Consider the following 15,434-nt stretch of genomic DNA (forward strand, 5'->3'; position numbering starts at 1 on the left):
ACTCGCCGGACCGGTGACATGCGCCGCCGCAGGCGATGCCCGGGGCCTTCTCGACCCGGTGCGGCTGGTCCGTCGGCCTGCATTGGACGGAGGCGCGTTCGGACGACAGCGAGAATGGGATTCGATTGCCGGGACGTCCTCGCTCACGCGCAGCGGGCGGTCGGGGTGCCGCGTTGTGGTGCCGAGTCCCGCGTTTCGTGCCGGTTGGCCCGCCTGCCCGCCTCAGCCGGCTCGCCCGGTCGCTGTCTCGACCGGAGCATCGGTCGACCCCGGCCGGGCGCAGCGACCGCGACACCGTGCGACCGCGCGGCGATCACTCTGCGCCGGGCGGGTGAGCTGATGCGGCCGTCTCGGTGGTGTCGCCGCAGCACCCTCGGCAGGCACGAATCGCTGCGCTAGGTTGCCGATTGGTCGCGCACAGTCGCACAGGAGGCGGCATGCAGGTCGTCGGAACACAGCGTGCGAAGCAGTTGTCCAGCACCGCGGGCTCGTGGTTCCGGCAACGGCTCCTCGAAGCCGGTCGGGGCAGCGGCCTCTCGGGACTGGCCTACTTCGAGATTCCCGTCCCGATGCCCAACGGCGAGCAGCAGGAGGCGCATGCGGTCCTGCTGACCCCCGCGATGCTGATCGTCGTCGAACTCCGCTCGCTGCCCTGGTATCGCGGCGGCAGACTCCGTGCGGACGCAGGCGGCGCCTGGACGGTGGACGGGATGGACGCCGCCCTGGGCACCGAGCAGGACGCGAATCCGGGGGAGCGGGTCACGCGACTCGTCTTCGCGCTGCGCGAGCACCTTCGGACGCTGGGCGTCCGGGACGACGCCGTCGCGGGTCTGGTGTGCGTGGCGGGACCCGATCTCAAGGTCAAGCAGGATCGGGCGAGCGGGCGACTGGGCAACTACCTGGTCTGCGCAGGCGATCACGAGTCCATCCGCCGCACGGTGGTCCGGCTGGACCGGGGCGGGCGCCGGTGGAGCACCTCCGACGTCCGAGCCGTGCTGTCGGCGCTGCACCTGGCCTTCGACGTCCCCAGCAATGAGCAGCTCAACCAGGAGTCCTTCGTCGAGCACTCGATCCCGGAGCCGAGGCAGGGCCGCGAGGACGACGCGTCCGACGATCCCGAGGAGGCCGTGGACTCCTCGGCCGCCATGGCGGCCCGCCTCCGACCCCGTCGGAGCTTCAAACCCGAGACGCTGGTGATCCCGGCCTTCGTGGTTCCCGTGGTCCTCGCGACGGTGTTCCTGGTGATGCTGCTGTTGTGGCTCGGACGCGGCCTCGCCGACCTGTTCACCGGGGTCGCCGGGAACGCCGAGGACGACGGTGCGCGTCCGGTCACCGAGCAGATCGGCCTCCGTTCGGAGCCGGCACCGGTCTTGTCCCGGCCTGCCTCGGCGACTCCGTCGGGATGGGCGTGGCACGCCGAACCACCGGGGAGCGGGCCTGTCTCTGATGTCTCTGCCGGGCTCGCCGCTGATGCGGCCGAGGAGACACGGGGGCGGTACCTGCTCGATCCCTGGCCGTCGGCGGAGTGACCACCCTGCTCTGTGCCGTACGGACGCCCGAGTGAGCGGCGGGGCGGCGGGTATGCGATCTCGCCAGCCCGTCGGTACCGAGCCCGTCCCGGCTCTCGACGCGATCTTCGACCGGGTGTGGCGGCGGTGTCGGAGCGCCGCCGTAGGCTTGGGCGGGTGGCAGACCCCTCGACGTATCGCCCCGCCTCGGGTGCCATCCCGGACGAGCCGGGCGTCTATCGCTTTCGTGACGACACCGACCGGGTGATCTACGTCGGTAAGGCGAAGAGCCTGCGCTCGCGGCTCTCCTCCTACTTCGCCGATCTGTCCACCTTGCATCCGCGGACGCGACAGATGGTCACCACCGCGTCGTCGGTGGCGTGGACGGTCGTCGGCACCGAGGTCGAGGCACTTCAGCTGGAGTACTCCTGGATCAAGGAGTACGACCCGCGCTTCAACGTCCGCTACCGGGACGACAAGTCCTATCCCGTGCTCGCGGTCACCCTGCACGAGGAGATCCCTCGGCTGTTCGTCTACCGGGGGCCTCGCCGCAAGGGCGTGCGGTACTTCGGTCCGTACGCCCATGCCTGGGCGATCCGGGAGACCCTGGACCTGCTGCTCCGCGTCTTCCCGGCCAGAACCTGCTCGAACGGGGTGTTCCGTCGTCACCAGCAGATCGGACGGCCCTGCCTGCTCGGCTACATCGGCAAGTGCTCCGCGCCCTGTGTGGGTCGGGTCGACGCCGAGGAGCACCGGGCGATCGTCGACGACTTCTGCGACTTCCTCGCCGGGCGCACCGACTCGCTCGTCCGGAGGCTGGAGCGAGAGATGCAGGAGGCCTCCGCCGAACTGGAGTTCGAGCGGGCCGCACGGCTTCGCGACGACGTGGGCGCCCTGCGCCGTGCCATGGAGAAGCAGGCGGTGGTGCTGGGTGACGGCACCGATGCGGACGTGATCGCCTTCGCGCAGGACGAGCTGGAGGCCGCCGTCCAGATCTTTCACGTTCGCGGCGGGCGGGTCCGGGGACAGCGGGGCTGGGTCATCGACAAGACCGACGATCCTGCCGCCGCCGCGCCGGAGTCCGCCGAGACCGTCGTGGAGCCCGCGCAACGGTCGGCCGCCGATTCGGGCTCGGGCCCTGCCGCGGAGCCTGCCGAGACGGATTCGGCGGCGGAGTCCGATGCGGCCGCCGAGCTCGATGCCGAAGACCGGCAGCCGGGCGCCGCGGATTCGATCTCCCCGGTACTGGTGAGCCGCTTCCTGAGCCAGTTCTACGGCGAACAGGCCGGCCTGGCCGAGCAGGCCGATGGCGGTGGCAGCCCCGTGCCGAGAGAGGTACTGGTGCCTCGGCTGCCCGAGGACGCCGAGGCGATGACGGAGTGGCTGTCTCGCCTGCGCGGCGGGCGGGTCAGTCTTCGCGTACCGCGTCGCGGCGACAAGCGGACTCTGATGAGCACCGTGGCCCGCAACGCCGTCGAGGCATTCACCCAGCACAAGATGCGCAGGGCGGGCGACCTGACCGCGCGGTCCAAGGCGTTGCAGGAGCTTCAGGAGGCCCTGGCGCTCGACAGCGCGCCGCTGCGAATCGAGTGCATCGACGTCAGCCACGTGCAGGGCAGTGACGTGGTGGCCTCGTTGGTCGTCTTCGAGGACGGCCTGCCGCGCAAGTCCGACTACCGGCGGTTCGCGATCCGCGAAGGCGTCGAGGGCGGTGACGTCGGCTCCATCGCCGAGGTCGTCCGCCGACGCTTCGCCCGCCACCGTGCCGAGGCGGCCAGCGGGGAGCAGCCGGGAACCGAGGCTGCTCCCGAGCAGGTCGCTGTCGGAACGGACGCCGCCGGACCCGCCGCGAGCCGGGACGCCGAGCCGCCCGTCGAGTTCGAGCGGACTGGAGGCGGGGACCCCGTCGACCAGACGGAAGGCCCGACGGCGGCGCTCGCCACCGGCGATCTCGATCTCGATCTCGACACCCCCTCGTCCCGACCCGGCATCGACCCCGAGACCGGCAGGCCGAGGCGGTTCGCCTACCCGCCCAATCTGCTGGTGGTGGACGGGGCCGGACCGCAGGCCGCCGCAGCCGCCGAGGAACTCGACCAGGCAGGCGTCACCGACGTGGCGGTGGTCGGCCTCGCCAAGCGACTCGAGGAGGTCTGGGTTCCCGGCGAGGCGGAACCGGTGATCCTGCCTCGGACCAGTGAGGCGCTCTACCTGCTGCAACGGGTGCGAGACGAGGCACACCGCTTCGCCGTCGGCTATCACCGGCAGAAGCGCTCGCGGCGCATGACGACCTCCGCACTCGACGAGATCCCCGGACTCGGTCGAACCCGGCGGGCCGCCTTGCTGAAACACTTCGGTTCGCTCCGCAGGTTGAGGGCTGCGGACGTGGCGGAGATCAGCCTCGTCCCCGGCGTCGGACGACGGACCGCGGAGGCGGTGCATCTGGCGCTGAACGGGAACGCGAGTGGGAGCAGCACATCGAACGGGGAACAGGAGGGGACGTGACGAGCGCACCCGAGAACGAGGGGTCGCAGGACAAGCCGGGCATCGAGGTGGCGGTGGTCACCGGGCTGTCCGGTGCGGGGCGGAGCACCGCGGCCAAATGCCTGGAGGATCTGGGCTGGTTCGTGGTCGACAACCTGCCGCCGGAGCTCATCTCGACCATGGTCGAGCTCGGCGCGAGGTCGAGTTCGGTGATCACCAGGGTCGCCGTCGTGATGGACGTGCGGAGTCGGGCGTTCACCGAGGATCTGGCCTCGGTGATCAAGGATCTGGACGCCAGGGGCTACAAGCCCAGGGTGTTGTTCCTCGAGGCCACGGACGCGGTGTTGATCCGCCGGTTCGAGGCCGTCCGACGCGGCCACCCGCTGCAGGGTGACGGGCGGCTGGCCGACGGCATCGGTGCCGAGCGGGCGCTGCTGTCGCGGCTGCGCGAGGAGGCCGACCTGGTGCTGGACACCACCGGCCTGTCGGTGCATCAGCTTCGCGGCAAGATCGAGGACGCCTTCGGCTCGGAGGCGAGCACCAGGACCAGGGTCACGGTGTTGTCCTTCGGGTACAAGTACGGTCTCCCGATGGACGCCGACCTGGTGATGGACGTGCGATTCCTGCCCAATCCGTTCTGGATCCCCGAGCTGCGGGACCAGACCGGCCAGGACTCCGACGTCAGCAACTACGTCCTCTCCCAGGAGGGCGCCGAGGAGTTCCTGCACCGCTATCACGAGCTGTTGCGGCTGGTCAGCGCCGGATACCGGCGGGAGGGCAAGCGATACCTGACGCTCGCGCTCGGCTGCACGGGCGGCAAGCACCGCAGTGTCGCGTTGTCGGAGGAGCTGTCCCACCGCCTCTCCAGCGAGGACCGGCTGACCGTCAAGGTCGTGCATCGGGATCTGGGACGCGAGTGACGACACAGCGTGCGGGGACGCTGGGTTCGGGAACCCCGCAGGACGGCGAACTGCGGGCGGTCGCGCTGGGCGGCGGGCACGGGCTTCAGGTCACGCTCGCCGCCCTGCGACGACTGGCGGTGCGACCGACCGCCGTGGTCACCGTCGCCGACGACGGCGGGTCGTCCGGGCGGCTGCGCCGCGAACTCGGCCTGCTGCCGCCCGGTGACCTGCGCAAGGCGCTCGCGGCCCTCGCCACGCACGATGTTCCCGGGACGCGGTGGAGCGAGGTCTTCGAGCACCGGTTCGGCGGTCACGGCGCGCTGGCGGGCCACGCGGTGGGAAACCTGCTGCTCGCCGGGCTCCTGGAGGTGGTCGGCGATCCGGTCGTCGCGCTTGACCAGGCCGGGCTGCTGCTGGGGGCGAGCGGCCGGGTGCTGCCGATGTCGACCGAGCCGTTGGACATCGAGGCAGACGTGGCCGGTCTGGACGAGGACCCCGCCGTGATCCGCCGGATTCGGGGTCAGGTCGCCGTCGCGACTACCCCCGGACGAGTGAAAAGAGTCCGGCTGCACAACGCCACGGGTCCCACCCGGACGCCTCGGGCGACCCCGGAGGCGGTGGCGGCCGTGCTCGATGCGGACGTCGTCCTTCTCGGTCCTGGATCATGGTTTACCAGCGTGTTGCCCCATCTGCTGGTGCCGGAGCTGCATGAGGCACTGGTCCAGACGACCGCGAGAAGGGTCGTCGTGCTCAATCTCGTGCCCCAGCCGGGCGAGACGGCCGGGTTCTCACCGGAACAACACCTGCACGTACTCTCCGAACACGCCCCCCGACTACGGGTGGACGCGGTGGTCGCGGACGTTGACTCGGTGCCGACCCCGGATCGGCTGCGCAGAGCGGCCGATTCTCTGGGCGGCACGGCCCATCTTCGTCGGGTCGCCGTCGTCGGCGCACCTGAGCGGCATGATCCCGAGGCTCTGGCCGAGGCCTTGGCCGAGGCGTTCGCCACTGCGGGGGCGCAGGGTCGGGACGCGGAGTCCGGCCGTCGCGGTGTGGCGCGGCGGGCCGAGGGAGAGGAGGACTGATCGTGGCGATGACCGCGTCGGTCAAGGACGAGCTGAGCAGGCTGACGGTGACCAAGACGTGCTGCCGTCGAGCCGAGGTCTCCTCGCTGTTGCGTTTCGCGGGGGGCCTGCACATCGTGGGCGGAAAGGTCGTCGTCGAGGCCGAGCTCGACACGGGCTCGGTGGCTCGCCGACTTCGCAAGGAGATCCACGATCTCTTCGGCTATACGGCCGAGGTGCATGTGATCACCTCCGGCGGGCTGCGCAAGGGCAGCCACTACGTGGCACGAGTCGCCGCCGACGGTGAGGGGCTGGCCCGGCAGACCGGGCTGCTCGACCCCAGGGGGCGGCCGGTGCGGGGCCTGCCCGCCCACGTCGTCTCCGGCGGGGTCTGCGATGCGGAGGCCGCGCTGCGCGGGGCCTTCCTCGCGCACGGCTCGCTGACCGAGCCGGGGCGTTCCTCCGCCATGGAGGTGACCTGTCCCGGTCCGGAGGCTGCGCTGGCGCTCGTCGGCGCGGCCCGCAGGCTCGGCGTGCAGGCCCGTTCGCGGGAGGTGCGGGGCGCCGACCGCGTGGTGGTCCGCGACGGCGATGCCATCGGAGCACTGCTCACCAGGCTCGGCGCGCATTCCAGCGTGCTGGCGTGGGAGGAGCGTCGAATGCGCCGCGAGGTGCGGGCCACGGCGAACCGACTGGCGAACTTCGACGACGCCAACCTGCGGCGCTCCGCGCGAGCGGCGGTCTCGGCGGCGGCCAAGGTCGAGCGGGCGCTGGAACTGCTGGGGCCGGAGACGCCGGAGCATCTGCTCGCGGCAGGCAGACTGCGGCTGGCGCACCGACAGGCCTCGCTCGAGGAGCTGGGCCAGCTCGCCGACCCGCAGATGACCAAGGACGCGGTGGCGGGACGGATCCGCAGGCTGTTGGCGATGGCGGACAAGCGCGCTCGTGATCTCGGAGTTCCCGACACCGACGCCGCGGTCACCGCCGAGATGCTGGAGGCGGAGGTCTAAGAGCCTGTCTTTGGTCCCCCTGGAGTCGTGAGCGGGGATCAGCGTGGATGAGCTGCCAGGTGGAGGAAGGAGGCATAACGGAGTTATGTTGACTGACGACAACGCCGCAGATCGCCGCGCCGGCCCCCCGCGCAACAGGAAAGTGGGGATTAAAGACAGGCTCTAACGGCGGGCGGCCCATGCCTGCGAGTTCCTGCGGTGGTGCGCCGCCCTGCCGACGGCGCAGAGCGGCCTCGCTGCCGGTCGCGGCCGCCGGTCGCCTGCGGCGAATCGGGATCGATCGTCGTCGTGCGGGCAGGCTGGGGGGTCCCGAAGTCGTATCACCGCAGCGAGCGTGCGGTGCGCCGGGCCTGCTGCCGCTACTCGATGTTCGAGGGGGGTGGGCAGCGGGCAGGCGCGCCGGTTACCGTGTGCTGGCTCGATCAAGAGAGACATCAGGTCGTGATGACCTGTGCTTCTCGTCGGGCGATAGGGTGGCGGCTGGCAGCGTGGCCATCCGTGTGTAACTCACCGGCAATCAATCGTTCGAGTATCTGAGGAGACGCACCGTGACGGTTCGTGTAGGCGTCAACGGCTTCGGTCGCATCGGGCGCAACTTCTGGCGCGCAGTCAACGCATCCGGTCTGGACGTCGAGATCGTCGCCGTCAACGACCTGACCGACATCGCCACCCTCGCACACCTGCTCAAGTACGACAGCGTGCTGGGCACGCTGAATGAAGAGGTCACTGCAGAGGGTGACTCGATCAAGGTCGGCGGCAAGACCATCAAGGCGCTGGCCGAGCGTGACCCGGCCGCGTTGCCGTGGGGCGAGCTGGGCGTCGACGTCGTCATCGAGTCCACCGGCCACTTCACCAAGGCCGAGGACGCGCGCAAACACATCGAGGCGGGCGCGAAGAAGGTCATCATCTCGGCGCCTGCCAAGGGCGAGGACCTCACCGTGGTGCTCGGCGTCAACGACGACAAGTACGACGGCAGCCAGGTCGTGCTGTCCAACGCCTCCTGCACCACCAACTGCGTGGCGCCGATGGCGAAGGTTCTGCACGAGGCGTTCGGCATCGTCAAGGGCCTCATGACGACGGTGCACGCCTACACCAACGACCAGGTCATCCTCGACTTCCCGCACAAGGACCTGCGTCGGGCGCGTGCCGCCGCGACCAACATCATTCCCACCACGACCGGTGCCGCCAAGGCCACCGCGCTGGTGCTGCCGGAGCTCAAGGGCAAGCTGGACGGCATGGCCATGCGCGTCCCGGTGCCGGACGGCTCCGTGACCGACCTGACCGTGGAGCTGTCCCGGCCGGTGACCAAGGCCGAGGTGAACGCGGCGTTCAAGGCCGCCGCCGAGGGGTCGCTCAAGAACGTGCTGGTCTACACCGAGGACCAGATCGTCTCCAGCGACATCGTCGGTTCTCCCGCGTCCTGCACCTTCGACTCGTCGCTGACGCAGACGGCGGGCCCGGACGAGGCGGACACCACGGTGAAGGTCGTCGGCTGGTACGACAACGAGTGGGGCTACTCCAGCAGGCTGGCCGACCTCGCCGTGCTGGTCGGCGCCAAGCTCTCCTGATCAGGAAGAGGACGGCCCAGTGACGACGTCAGAGTCCCCTCGCGGGGACGTCGCGACAGTTCAGGACCTGCTGGCCGAGGGTGTTCGGGGTCGGCGCGTGCTCGTGCGCGCCGACCTCAACGTCCCCCTCGACGGGCAGCGGATCACCGACGACGGCCGGGTGCGCGCCTCGCTGCCCACGCTGTCGGCGCTGATCGCGGCGGGCGCCCGTGTGGTGATCGCCGCGCACCTCGGCAGGCCCAAGGGCGTGCCGGAAGAGAAGTTCTCACTGGCCCCGGTGGCCGCGCGGCTCGGTGAGCTGCTCGGCGTCGAGGTCGCCGCGGCCGAGGACGTGGTGGGTCCGTCTGCCAAGGCAGCGGTCGACGGCCTGGCCGACGGCTCGGTGGCGCTGCTGGAGAACGTGCGCTTCGACCCGAGGGAGACCAGCAAGGACGAGGCCGAGCGCGGTGCGCTGGCCCGCGAGCTGGCCGACCTGGTCGGCTCCGACGGCGCCTTCGTCTCGGACGGCTTCGGCGTGGTGCACCGCAAGCAGGCCTCGGTGTACGACGTGGCCCGGCTGCTCCCGCACTATGCGGGCGAGCTGGTGCTCGCCGAGGTGACGGTGCTGCGCAGGCTCACCGAGGAGCCCGCCAGGCCGTATGCGGTGGTGCTGGGCGGGGCGAAGGTCTCCGACAAGCTGGCGGTCATCGAGAACCTGCTGGCCAAGGTCGACCGGCTGCTCATCGGCGGCGGCATGGCGTACACCTTCCTCAAGGCTCGCGGGCACGAGGTCGGCAAGTCGTTGTTGCAGGCCGATCAGCTCGACGCGGTGCGCGGCTTCATCGCCGAGGCCGAGCGACGCGGTGTCGAGCTGGTGCTGCCGGTCGACGTGCTGGCCGCCACGGACTTCGCCGCCGACGCCGACGTCAAGGTCGTGTCCGCCGACGCCATCCCGGCCGACCGGGAGGGCCTCGACATCGGCCCCCGAACTCGTGAGCTGTTCGCCGAGCGGCTGGCCGACGCGGCCACCGTGTTCTGGAACGGCCCGGTGGGCGTCTTCGAGTTCGCCGCCTTCGCGGAGGGCACCAGAGCGGTCGCCACGGCGCTGGTCGACGGCAAGGCGTTCAGCGTGGTCGGCGGCGGGGACTCCGCTGCGGCGGTCCGAGCCCTCGGACTGCCGGAGGACGGTTTCTCGCACATCTCCACCGGTGGTGGGGCGTCCCTGGAGTTCCTGGAGGGCAAGGTCCTTCCCGGCGTCGCGGTCCTGGAGGACTGAAGGCAGATGGCTGTTCGTCAACCGCTCATCGCGGGCAACTGGAAGATGAACCTCAATCATTTCGAGGGCATCTCGCTGACGCAGAAGATCGCGTTCTCCCTGCCCGAGAAGTACTTCGCCAAGGTCGAGGTGGCGGTGATCCCGCCGTTCACCGACATCCGCAGCGTGCAGACGCTGATCGACGGGGACAAACTGCTGCTCAAGCATGGTGCGCAGGATCTCTCGCCGCACGAGTCCGGTGCCTACACCGGCGACGTGTCCGGCGCGATGCTCGCCAAGCTGGGCTGCTCCTACGTGATCGTGGGGCACTCGGAGCGGCGTGAATACCACGCCGAGGACGACGACCTGGTCAACAAGAAGGTGCGGGCCGCGCTCAAGCACGGCCTGACGCCGATCCTGTGTGTCGGCGAGCCGCTGGAGGTCCGTGAGGCGGGTGGGCACGTCGCACACGGCCGTGCCCAGCTCATCGCGGCGCTCAAGGGGCTCAAGGCCGAACAGGTGGCCGAGGTCGTCGTGGCCTACGAGCCGGTGTGGGCCATCGGCACCGGCCGGGTCGCCACGCCTGCCGACGCGCAGGAGGTGTGCGGCGAGCTCCGGGCCGCGCTGGTCGAGAAGTACGGTGCCGAGGTCGGCAACCAGGTGCGGGTCCTCTACGGTGGTTCCGTCAAGTCCGGCAACATCGGCGAGTTGATCGCTCAGTCCGATGTGGACGGCGCTCTGGTGGGCGGCGCCAGCTTGGACGCCGACGAGTTCGCTAAGCTCTGCGCGCTCGCAGCGGGTGGACCGCTGCCCTGAGCTAGCCGTGCGTACCACCCGCGGTCACCGACCCGGTACCCTTTGATGCCTACCGCCACAACGCGAGGGTGAGATGAGACTCTTCCTGCACGTCATGCTGGTGATCTCCAGCCTGTCTCTGATCCTGCTTGTCCTGCTGCACAAGGGTCGCGGGGGCGGCTTGTCGTCGTTGTTCGGCGGCGGCATGCAGTCGACCTTGTCCGGATCTAACGTCGCGGAGAAGAATCTCGACCGGATCACGTATTTCACGAGCGCGATCTGGGTCATCTGCATCGTGGCGGTGGGTCTGCTGGTCCGGATCGACGCTTGATCCGCGACGAGCACGTGTCGGTCCCTCCGGTCGGCATGTAGGGCTACCACGTTGTGGGGTGTTGAGCGTCGATGGCTGGTGGTAACGCGATCAGAGGCACGCGAGTCGGCGCGGGCCCGATAGGCGAGTCGGAGCGTGGGGAGTCGGCGCCTCGGCGTCGGGTCTCCTACTGGTGTGCGAACGGCCACGAGGTGCGGCCTTCGTTCGCGGTCGACGCGGACGAGCCGGAGTTCTGGGACTGTCCGCGCTGCGGGTGCCCCGCAGGTCGTGACGAGGAACAGCCTCCGGCGCCGCCGCGCAACGAGCCGTACAAGACGCATCTTGCGTACGTGAAGGAACGGCGCAGCGACTCCGACGGCAAGGCGATACTCGATGAGGCGCTCAAGCGACTGCGCGAGCGTCGAGGCGAATAGGCGCGGGTTCGCCCGATCTTGATGACGACACCGTCCGTTCCGGGCGGTGTCGTCGTCGTCTCAGGCCCTGCCGTCGCTCTGTCCGACGTGACAGGTGTGCAGGACGACGTCGTGGCAGCTCCGGCTCTGCTGCCTGCCCAGGCGCCCGACCGAACGCGGTACCGGAGTCTCGGCGCGGCCGGGTCCCTGCCGAACCATCAGCTCCGCCTGCCCGTCGAACTGCCGCACCATCGTTTGTGATTGCTATCGTGTGGTCTTCGAACGATCAAGGTGGTGGGGTTCACATGGCCATTCTTTATCGCGCGTTATGGAGCGATCGCGATGTGGACCTGGTGGCTCGCGTGCGCCGGGTGTTCTCCGCGTGGGTCACGACGAAGAGCCGCGGTCGTCTCCTCACGGACTCACCTCAGGAACGGACTGACGACGGGACAATGCGGTCTCGGATCGCCTATGAGGTCAGCAACCGTCCTGGCACCGAGATCTCGGCGGTCTTTCGCGGCATGCTCGTCGAGACACGAGACGACGGCTCGCGATGGACGACGACCGTGCGTTCGTGGGCAGGTGACTGCGTCGAGAAGGACCTCGGCGGACAGCATGGCTGGATCTGGGTCGACGTCGAGGCGGTGAGTTACGAGTCGCTCGATGACGTCACGGTCGCCGCTCCGAAATTCGTCCGAACTCTCCTTTCTGAAGGGGTGAATCCGACCGACTCAGATGTGCTGCTGTCACATCAGCCTCGAGAATTCGTGGGCGCCGACGGGGCCGAAGAACTTGCCGAATTGATCACGAGTATGGGTCGAGTGGTGCCCGTGGTCGTCTTCACGCCACTCCCGCGCGACTCCTCGTTCCGTGCTTCGCGGGCGGCGATGCCGATGCGGGACCGATTCGACGAGCTGATGGTGCGGGCCGCCGGTATGGCTGCGGGTCTCGCGCTGATCACTCTGCTGGATGAGACGGGCGTAGAGCAGTTCAATCTGATCATGGGTGACTCCTACGCGGTCCGGGACGGCGCGTTCCGGATCTATGAACCCGGCGTGGACCCTGCGTTGGACGAGGGCTGGCGGCATCGGTACACCCTGCCCACGCGTTTCCTGCGCTATCGCCAGACTGCGGGACAGGTGATCAACCGGGCGATCTCGCTGCGAGCGGGCGCCCGGCGGGCGCCCGCGAGCTTCGAATTCGCCGAACGAATGCTCAATGACGCGGTACGACGGGAGCCTGCCGAGTGGGCCGAACTCATCACGATTGCGGAGGAGGAGTCGGCCGAGCTCCGCACCAGGGTGTCCTCGCTCGATCAGCGATATCTCGATCTCCTCGATGAGCAGTATCAGCTGGAGGGGGACAACAACAGGCTTCGGGCGGAGCTCGGTGAGGCACGTCGGAAGCTCGCCCTCGCCGAGCCTGCGTTATGGCGCGATAAGCCGGAGGCGATGCAGCAGCTCCTCGCCGAGCAGGTGCCCGCGAGCGCGGATTCGCCCACCGACGCGATCCTGCTCGCACAGGAGCATCTGAATGATCGGTTGTGTCTTCCCGCCGAAGCATGTGCCCATATTGCGCATCTCGACAACGCGGTTGAGGCGCGTGCCTGGGGTGAGACCTCGTGGCGTGCGTTTCTGGCCCTCCACGCCTACGCGGTGGCGCTGGTCGGAGGCGAGGCTCCTGGCACGTTCTGGACCTGGTGTGAGACCTCGGGCCATCCCGCTGCCTGGCCCGCCACCACCAAGAAGCTCGCGATGAAGGAGAGCGAGACCGTGCGGAATTCCACCCGGCTATGGAGTAAACGGGAGTTCATCGTCGATCGGCGAGTGTCTCCCTCTGGGCGCATCTACATGGAGGCCCACATCAAGATCGCCACCGGTGGCGGGCCGTTGGCCCCTCGCATCTACTTCCATCCGTCCAGGGAGACCGGCATGGTGCACATCGGCTATTACGGGCCGCATCGCAATGTGCCCAACACCTTGACGTGACTGTGCCCCCGCCGGCCGGTCGCGTTCCACCAGGTGAGGTGAGTACGCGACCGGACCGCCTCCTGAGAGCCTGTCTTTGATCCCCACTTTCCTGTTGCGCGGGGCAGGTGGCGGCGATCTGCGGCGTTGTCGTCAGTCAACATAACTCCGTTATGTCTCCTTCCTCCGCCTTGCAGCTCAGCCACGCTGATTCCCGCTCACGACTCCAGGGGGATCAAAGACCGGCTCTTAGCGCAGCGGGCCGCTGCTGCCCGCGTCGATCAGGGTGCGCAGCTCCTCGGGGAGCTGGTGTCGCACCTTGTCCAGCACGCCCTCGGTAGCCTCGCCGGTCACCTCCAGCACCACTCGTGAGCGGTACACGGCGTCCGGTTCGTGCATGTGACCGCGCTGGGCGACTCGCCGGATGAACTCGTCGAGGTCGAACCGCTCTCCCGTGCCTGCCCCGCCCATGACCTCGGTGCGGCGCAGATGTTCGGCGATCTCGGTCGGCAGCTGGTCGGCCAGGTGGTCGGCCGCCTGCTCTGGCACTCGCTCGCCCAGCGTCTCCAGGGCGGCCCTGGTCGCGGTCTCGGCCTCGCCCCGGCTGGACAGTCGTGCCCGCGCCTGAACCTGGCCGATGAACTCGTCATGTCTCATGCCGTCGCTCCTCTCCGGGTCCCCATTGCCGTACCCGCCGGGGCGCCGGGCTACACCGGCGCTGGTGGGAGGTCCCGCCCGTGCCTCCCTCGCAGGTCCACAGGTCTGCCCTGGATCGCTCGACCCCGATCCGGTGTGTCGTCAGGCGCAGGCCGAGGCGGTCCGACGCCTGTTTCGCCGCCCGGTCAGCAGGGTGAACTCGGATCGGATGAGGTCGAATGTCGAGAGCGGCGGGCCGTCACTCTCCAGCCACGCGTGCGGCAGGCGAGGACGCCGCTCCGCCTGGTAGGTCTCCACCAGGGCGCCGCCCGCGTGGCCGTCGAGCACAGCGGCCAGTTTCCAGGCCAGGTTGTGTGCGTCGGCGATGCCGGTGTTCACCCCGGACGTGCCCACCGGCGGCATCGCGTGCGCCGCGTCTCCGATCAGGAGGACCCGACCATCCTGGAAGCGGTCGGCGAGCATGCCGCGCGGCTGCCTAGGGAGGATGCGCAGCACCTCTACGTCGAGGTCCGGATGCCCACCGCGGCCCGGATCAACTCGCGGCATCGCCGAGGAGTGAGCTGCCTTGCCCGACCTGCGATCGATTCGGCGGCGGTGTGGAAGATCCAGTTCGTCGCCCCGCCGACGGTGACCAGCATGCCGGGCGCCTCCGGAGTCGTGATGTCGCAGCCGGCGAATCGACGTCCCGCCGTGTACGCGTCGAGATCGGCGTGGAACAGAACGTTGATCATCGGCCTGCCCAGTCCGCTCGGCCCGGACGTGCCGATCTCGAGTGCGTCGCGCACGCCGCTGCGCGCGCCGTCGGCGCCGATCAGATAGTCCGACCGGACCGACCGGGTGCCATCGGGGCAGTCCAGCACCGAGGTGACGCCGATGTCGTCCTGGGAGAAGGAACGGAGCCGGGTCAAGTGGACGACGGCGGCGCCGCCCTTGCGTGCGGCCGACGACAGGACGGCGTCCAGACGGTTCTGCGGGCAGGAAGCGGAGAGTTCGACAGGACCGAGGCGACTCTGCCGCGTCGGCGGCAGCTCGGTGCGGCCGTGGCGTCGTGGGGTGGCGGACAGGTCGGCCGAGGCCAGCGTCGGGGCGGAGATCTTGCCCATGCTGCCCGCAAGATCGACGGCCAAGGCGCCGACCTGCTCCGCGAGGCCCGCCTGTCGGAGGATCTCCATCGTTCGTCGCCCGAGTCCGGTGGCGCGGGGATGGATGGACGGTGTGGCCTCGGCTTCCGCGACGAGGGACACGATGCCGTGGTCGGCTAGGAACGCGGCCATGGCCGATCCGACGGTGCCGCCGCCTGCGATCACGACGGGAATTCGGTCATCCGACACGGGCTGTCCGGGGGCGGCGCTTATCCGGAGTTCGCGCGGCGGCTGCGCGACGCACAGGACGTCGACGCGGACCGGCGCTTCGACTTCGGACTGGCCTGCCTGCTCGACGGCGTGGCCGCGAGGGCCTCCGCCGCACGAGACGCGGCGGGCCCACCGGCATGACGCGGCCTGCTCCGGCCGGGGACTCCGCCGAG

General features: G+C 69.5%; 14 protein-coding genes and 1 pseudogene. 12 read left to right on the top strand and 3 right to left on the bottom strand.

Features of this window, described 5'->3' with window-relative positions; translation table 11 throughout:
- Positions 1 to 437: 437 nt before the first annotated feature.
- From UA74_RS12415 to UA74_RS12460, 10 genes are all read left to right on the top strand, one after another.
- A complete protein-coding gene (locus UA74_RS12415) occupies positions 438 to 1,529 on the top strand; it encodes a hypothetical protein (protein WP_075740384.1) in 1,092 nt (363 codons plus the stop codon).
- 156 nt (positions 1,530 to 1,685) lie between these two features.
- Positions 1,686 to 4,010 (top strand): excinuclease ABC subunit UvrC, encoded by a 2,325-nt coding sequence (uvrC, locus tag UA74_RS12420; protein WP_075740385.1) that lies wholly within the window; start codon positions 1,686 to 1,688, stop codon positions 4,008 to 4,010.
- Positions 4,011 to 4,051: 41 nt separating this feature from the next.
- Complete coding sequence (gene rapZ, locus UA74_RS12425) at positions 4,052 to 4,909, top strand: RNase adapter RapZ (RefSeq protein WP_075743728.1); 858 nt, start codon at positions 4,052 to 4,054, stop codon at positions 4,907 to 4,909.
- Positions 4,910 to 4,959: 50 nt separating this feature from the next.
- On the top strand, positions 4,960 to 5,976 hold the full coding sequence (locus tag UA74_RS12430; RefSeq protein WP_075743729.1) for a gluconeogenesis factor YvcK family protein: 1,017 nt from the start codon (positions 4,960 to 4,962) through the stop codon (positions 5,974 to 5,976).
- Between the two features lie 2 nt (positions 5,977 to 5,978).
- Entirely contained in the window at positions 5,979 to 6,965 is a 987-nt protein-coding gene (whiA, locus tag UA74_RS12435; RefSeq protein ID WP_075740386.1) for a DNA-binding protein WhiA, read from the top strand.
- A gap of 548 nt (positions 6,966 to 7,513) precedes the next feature.
- Positions 7,514 to 8,533 carry a type I glyceraldehyde-3-phosphate dehydrogenase gene (gene gap / locus UA74_RS12440; protein WP_075740387.1) on the top strand — a complete coding sequence of 340 codons (1,020 nt, stop codon included), beginning with the start codon at positions 7,514 to 7,516 and terminating at the stop codon, positions 8,531 to 8,533.
- Between the two features lie 19 nt (positions 8,534 to 8,552).
- Entirely contained in the window at positions 8,553 to 9,788 is a 1,236-nt protein-coding gene (locus UA74_RS12445; protein ID WP_075740388.1) for a phosphoglycerate kinase, read from the top strand.
- 6 nt (positions 9,789 to 9,794) lie between these two features.
- A complete protein-coding gene (tpiA, locus tag UA74_RS12450) occupies positions 9,795 to 10,583 on the top strand; it encodes a triose-phosphate isomerase (RefSeq protein WP_075740389.1) in 789 nt (262 codons plus the stop codon).
- A gap of 73 nt (positions 10,584 to 10,656) precedes the next feature.
- Positions 10,657 to 10,893, top strand: a complete 237-nt coding sequence (secG, locus tag UA74_RS12455) for a preprotein translocase subunit SecG (protein ID WP_075740390.1) — start codon at positions 10,657 to 10,659, stop codon at positions 10,891 to 10,893.
- A gap of 71 nt (positions 10,894 to 10,964) precedes the next feature.
- Positions 10,965 to 11,306 (top strand): RNA polymerase-binding protein RbpA, encoded by a 342-nt coding sequence (locus UA74_RS12460; RefSeq protein WP_075740391.1) that lies wholly within the window; start codon positions 10,965 to 10,967, stop codon positions 11,304 to 11,306.
- A 60-nt stretch (positions 11,307 to 11,366) separates the two neighbouring features.
- Here UA74_RS12460 and UA74_RS31750 read toward each other — a convergent pair whose 3' ends face one another.
- Positions 11,367 to 11,537: a hypothetical protein gene (locus UA74_RS31750; RefSeq protein WP_157434143.1), complete on the bottom strand. Its 171-nt coding sequence runs from the start codon at positions 11,535 to 11,537 to the stop codon at positions 11,367 to 11,369.
- 200 nt (positions 11,538 to 11,737) lie between these two features.
- Between UA74_RS31750 and UA74_RS12465 the strand changes: the two genes are divergently transcribed.
- On the top strand, positions 11,738 to 13,273 hold the full coding sequence (locus tag UA74_RS12465; RefSeq protein ID WP_075740392.1) for a hypothetical protein: 1,536 nt from the start codon (positions 11,738 to 11,740) through the stop codon (positions 13,271 to 13,273).
- 228 nt (positions 13,274 to 13,501) lie between these two features.
- Here the strand turns inward: UA74_RS12465 and UA74_RS12470 are convergent, their stop codons facing one another.
- A complete protein-coding gene (locus tag UA74_RS12470; protein WP_075740393.1) occupies positions 13,502 to 13,909 on the bottom strand; it encodes a DUF2267 domain-containing protein in 408 nt (135 codons plus the stop codon).
- Between the two features lie 141 nt (positions 13,910 to 14,050).
- Positions 14,051 to 15,183 (bottom strand): annotated as a pseudogene (locus UA74_RS32780) (FAD-dependent monooxygenase).
- Between the two features lie 60 nt (positions 15,184 to 15,243).
- Between UA74_RS32780 and UA74_RS34250 the strand changes: the two are divergent.
- Positions 15,244 to 15,402 (top strand): TetR/AcrR family transcriptional regulator C-terminal domain-containing protein, encoded by a 159-nt coding sequence (locus UA74_RS34250; protein ID WP_404799988.1) that lies wholly within the window; start codon positions 15,244 to 15,246, stop codon positions 15,400 to 15,402.
- Positions 15,403 to 15,434 lie beyond the last annotated feature (32 nt).

The sequence above is a fragment of the Actinoalloteichus fjordicus genome (assembly GCF_001941625.1).
Classification (GTDB): Bacteria; Actinomycetota; Actinomycetes; order Mycobacteriales; family Pseudonocardiaceae; genus Actinoalloteichus_A; species Actinoalloteichus_A fjordicus.

Bases quoted from the DNA above. Each gene is read 5' to 3' on its own strand.
- secG (WP_075740390.1), top strand. From the start codon at position 10,657: ATGAGACTCTTCCTGCACGTCATGCTGGTGATCTCCAGCCTGTCTCTG.
- UA74_RS31750 (WP_157434143.1), bottom strand. From the start codon at position 11,537: ATGGTGCGGCAGTTCGACGGGCAGGCGGAGCTGATGGTTCGGCAGGGA.
- UA74_RS12470 (WP_075740393.1), bottom strand. From the start codon at position 13,909: ATGAGACATGACGAGTTCATCGGCCAGGTTCAGGCGCGGGCACGACTG.
- UA74_RS12415 (WP_075740384.1), top strand. From the start codon at position 438: ATGCAGGTCGTCGGAACACAGCGTGCGAAGCAGTTGTCCAGCACCGCG.
- UA74_RS12465 (WP_075740392.1), top strand. From the start codon at position 11,738: ATGCGGTCTCGGATCGCCTATGAGGTCAGCAACCGTCCTGGCACCGAG.
- UA74_RS12460 (WP_075740391.1), top strand. From the start codon at position 10,965: ATGGCTGGTGGTAACGCGATCAGAGGCACGCGAGTCGGCGCGGGCCCG.
- tpiA (WP_075740389.1), top strand. From the start codon at position 9,795: ATGGCTGTTCGTCAACCGCTCATCGCGGGCAACTGGAAGATGAACCTC.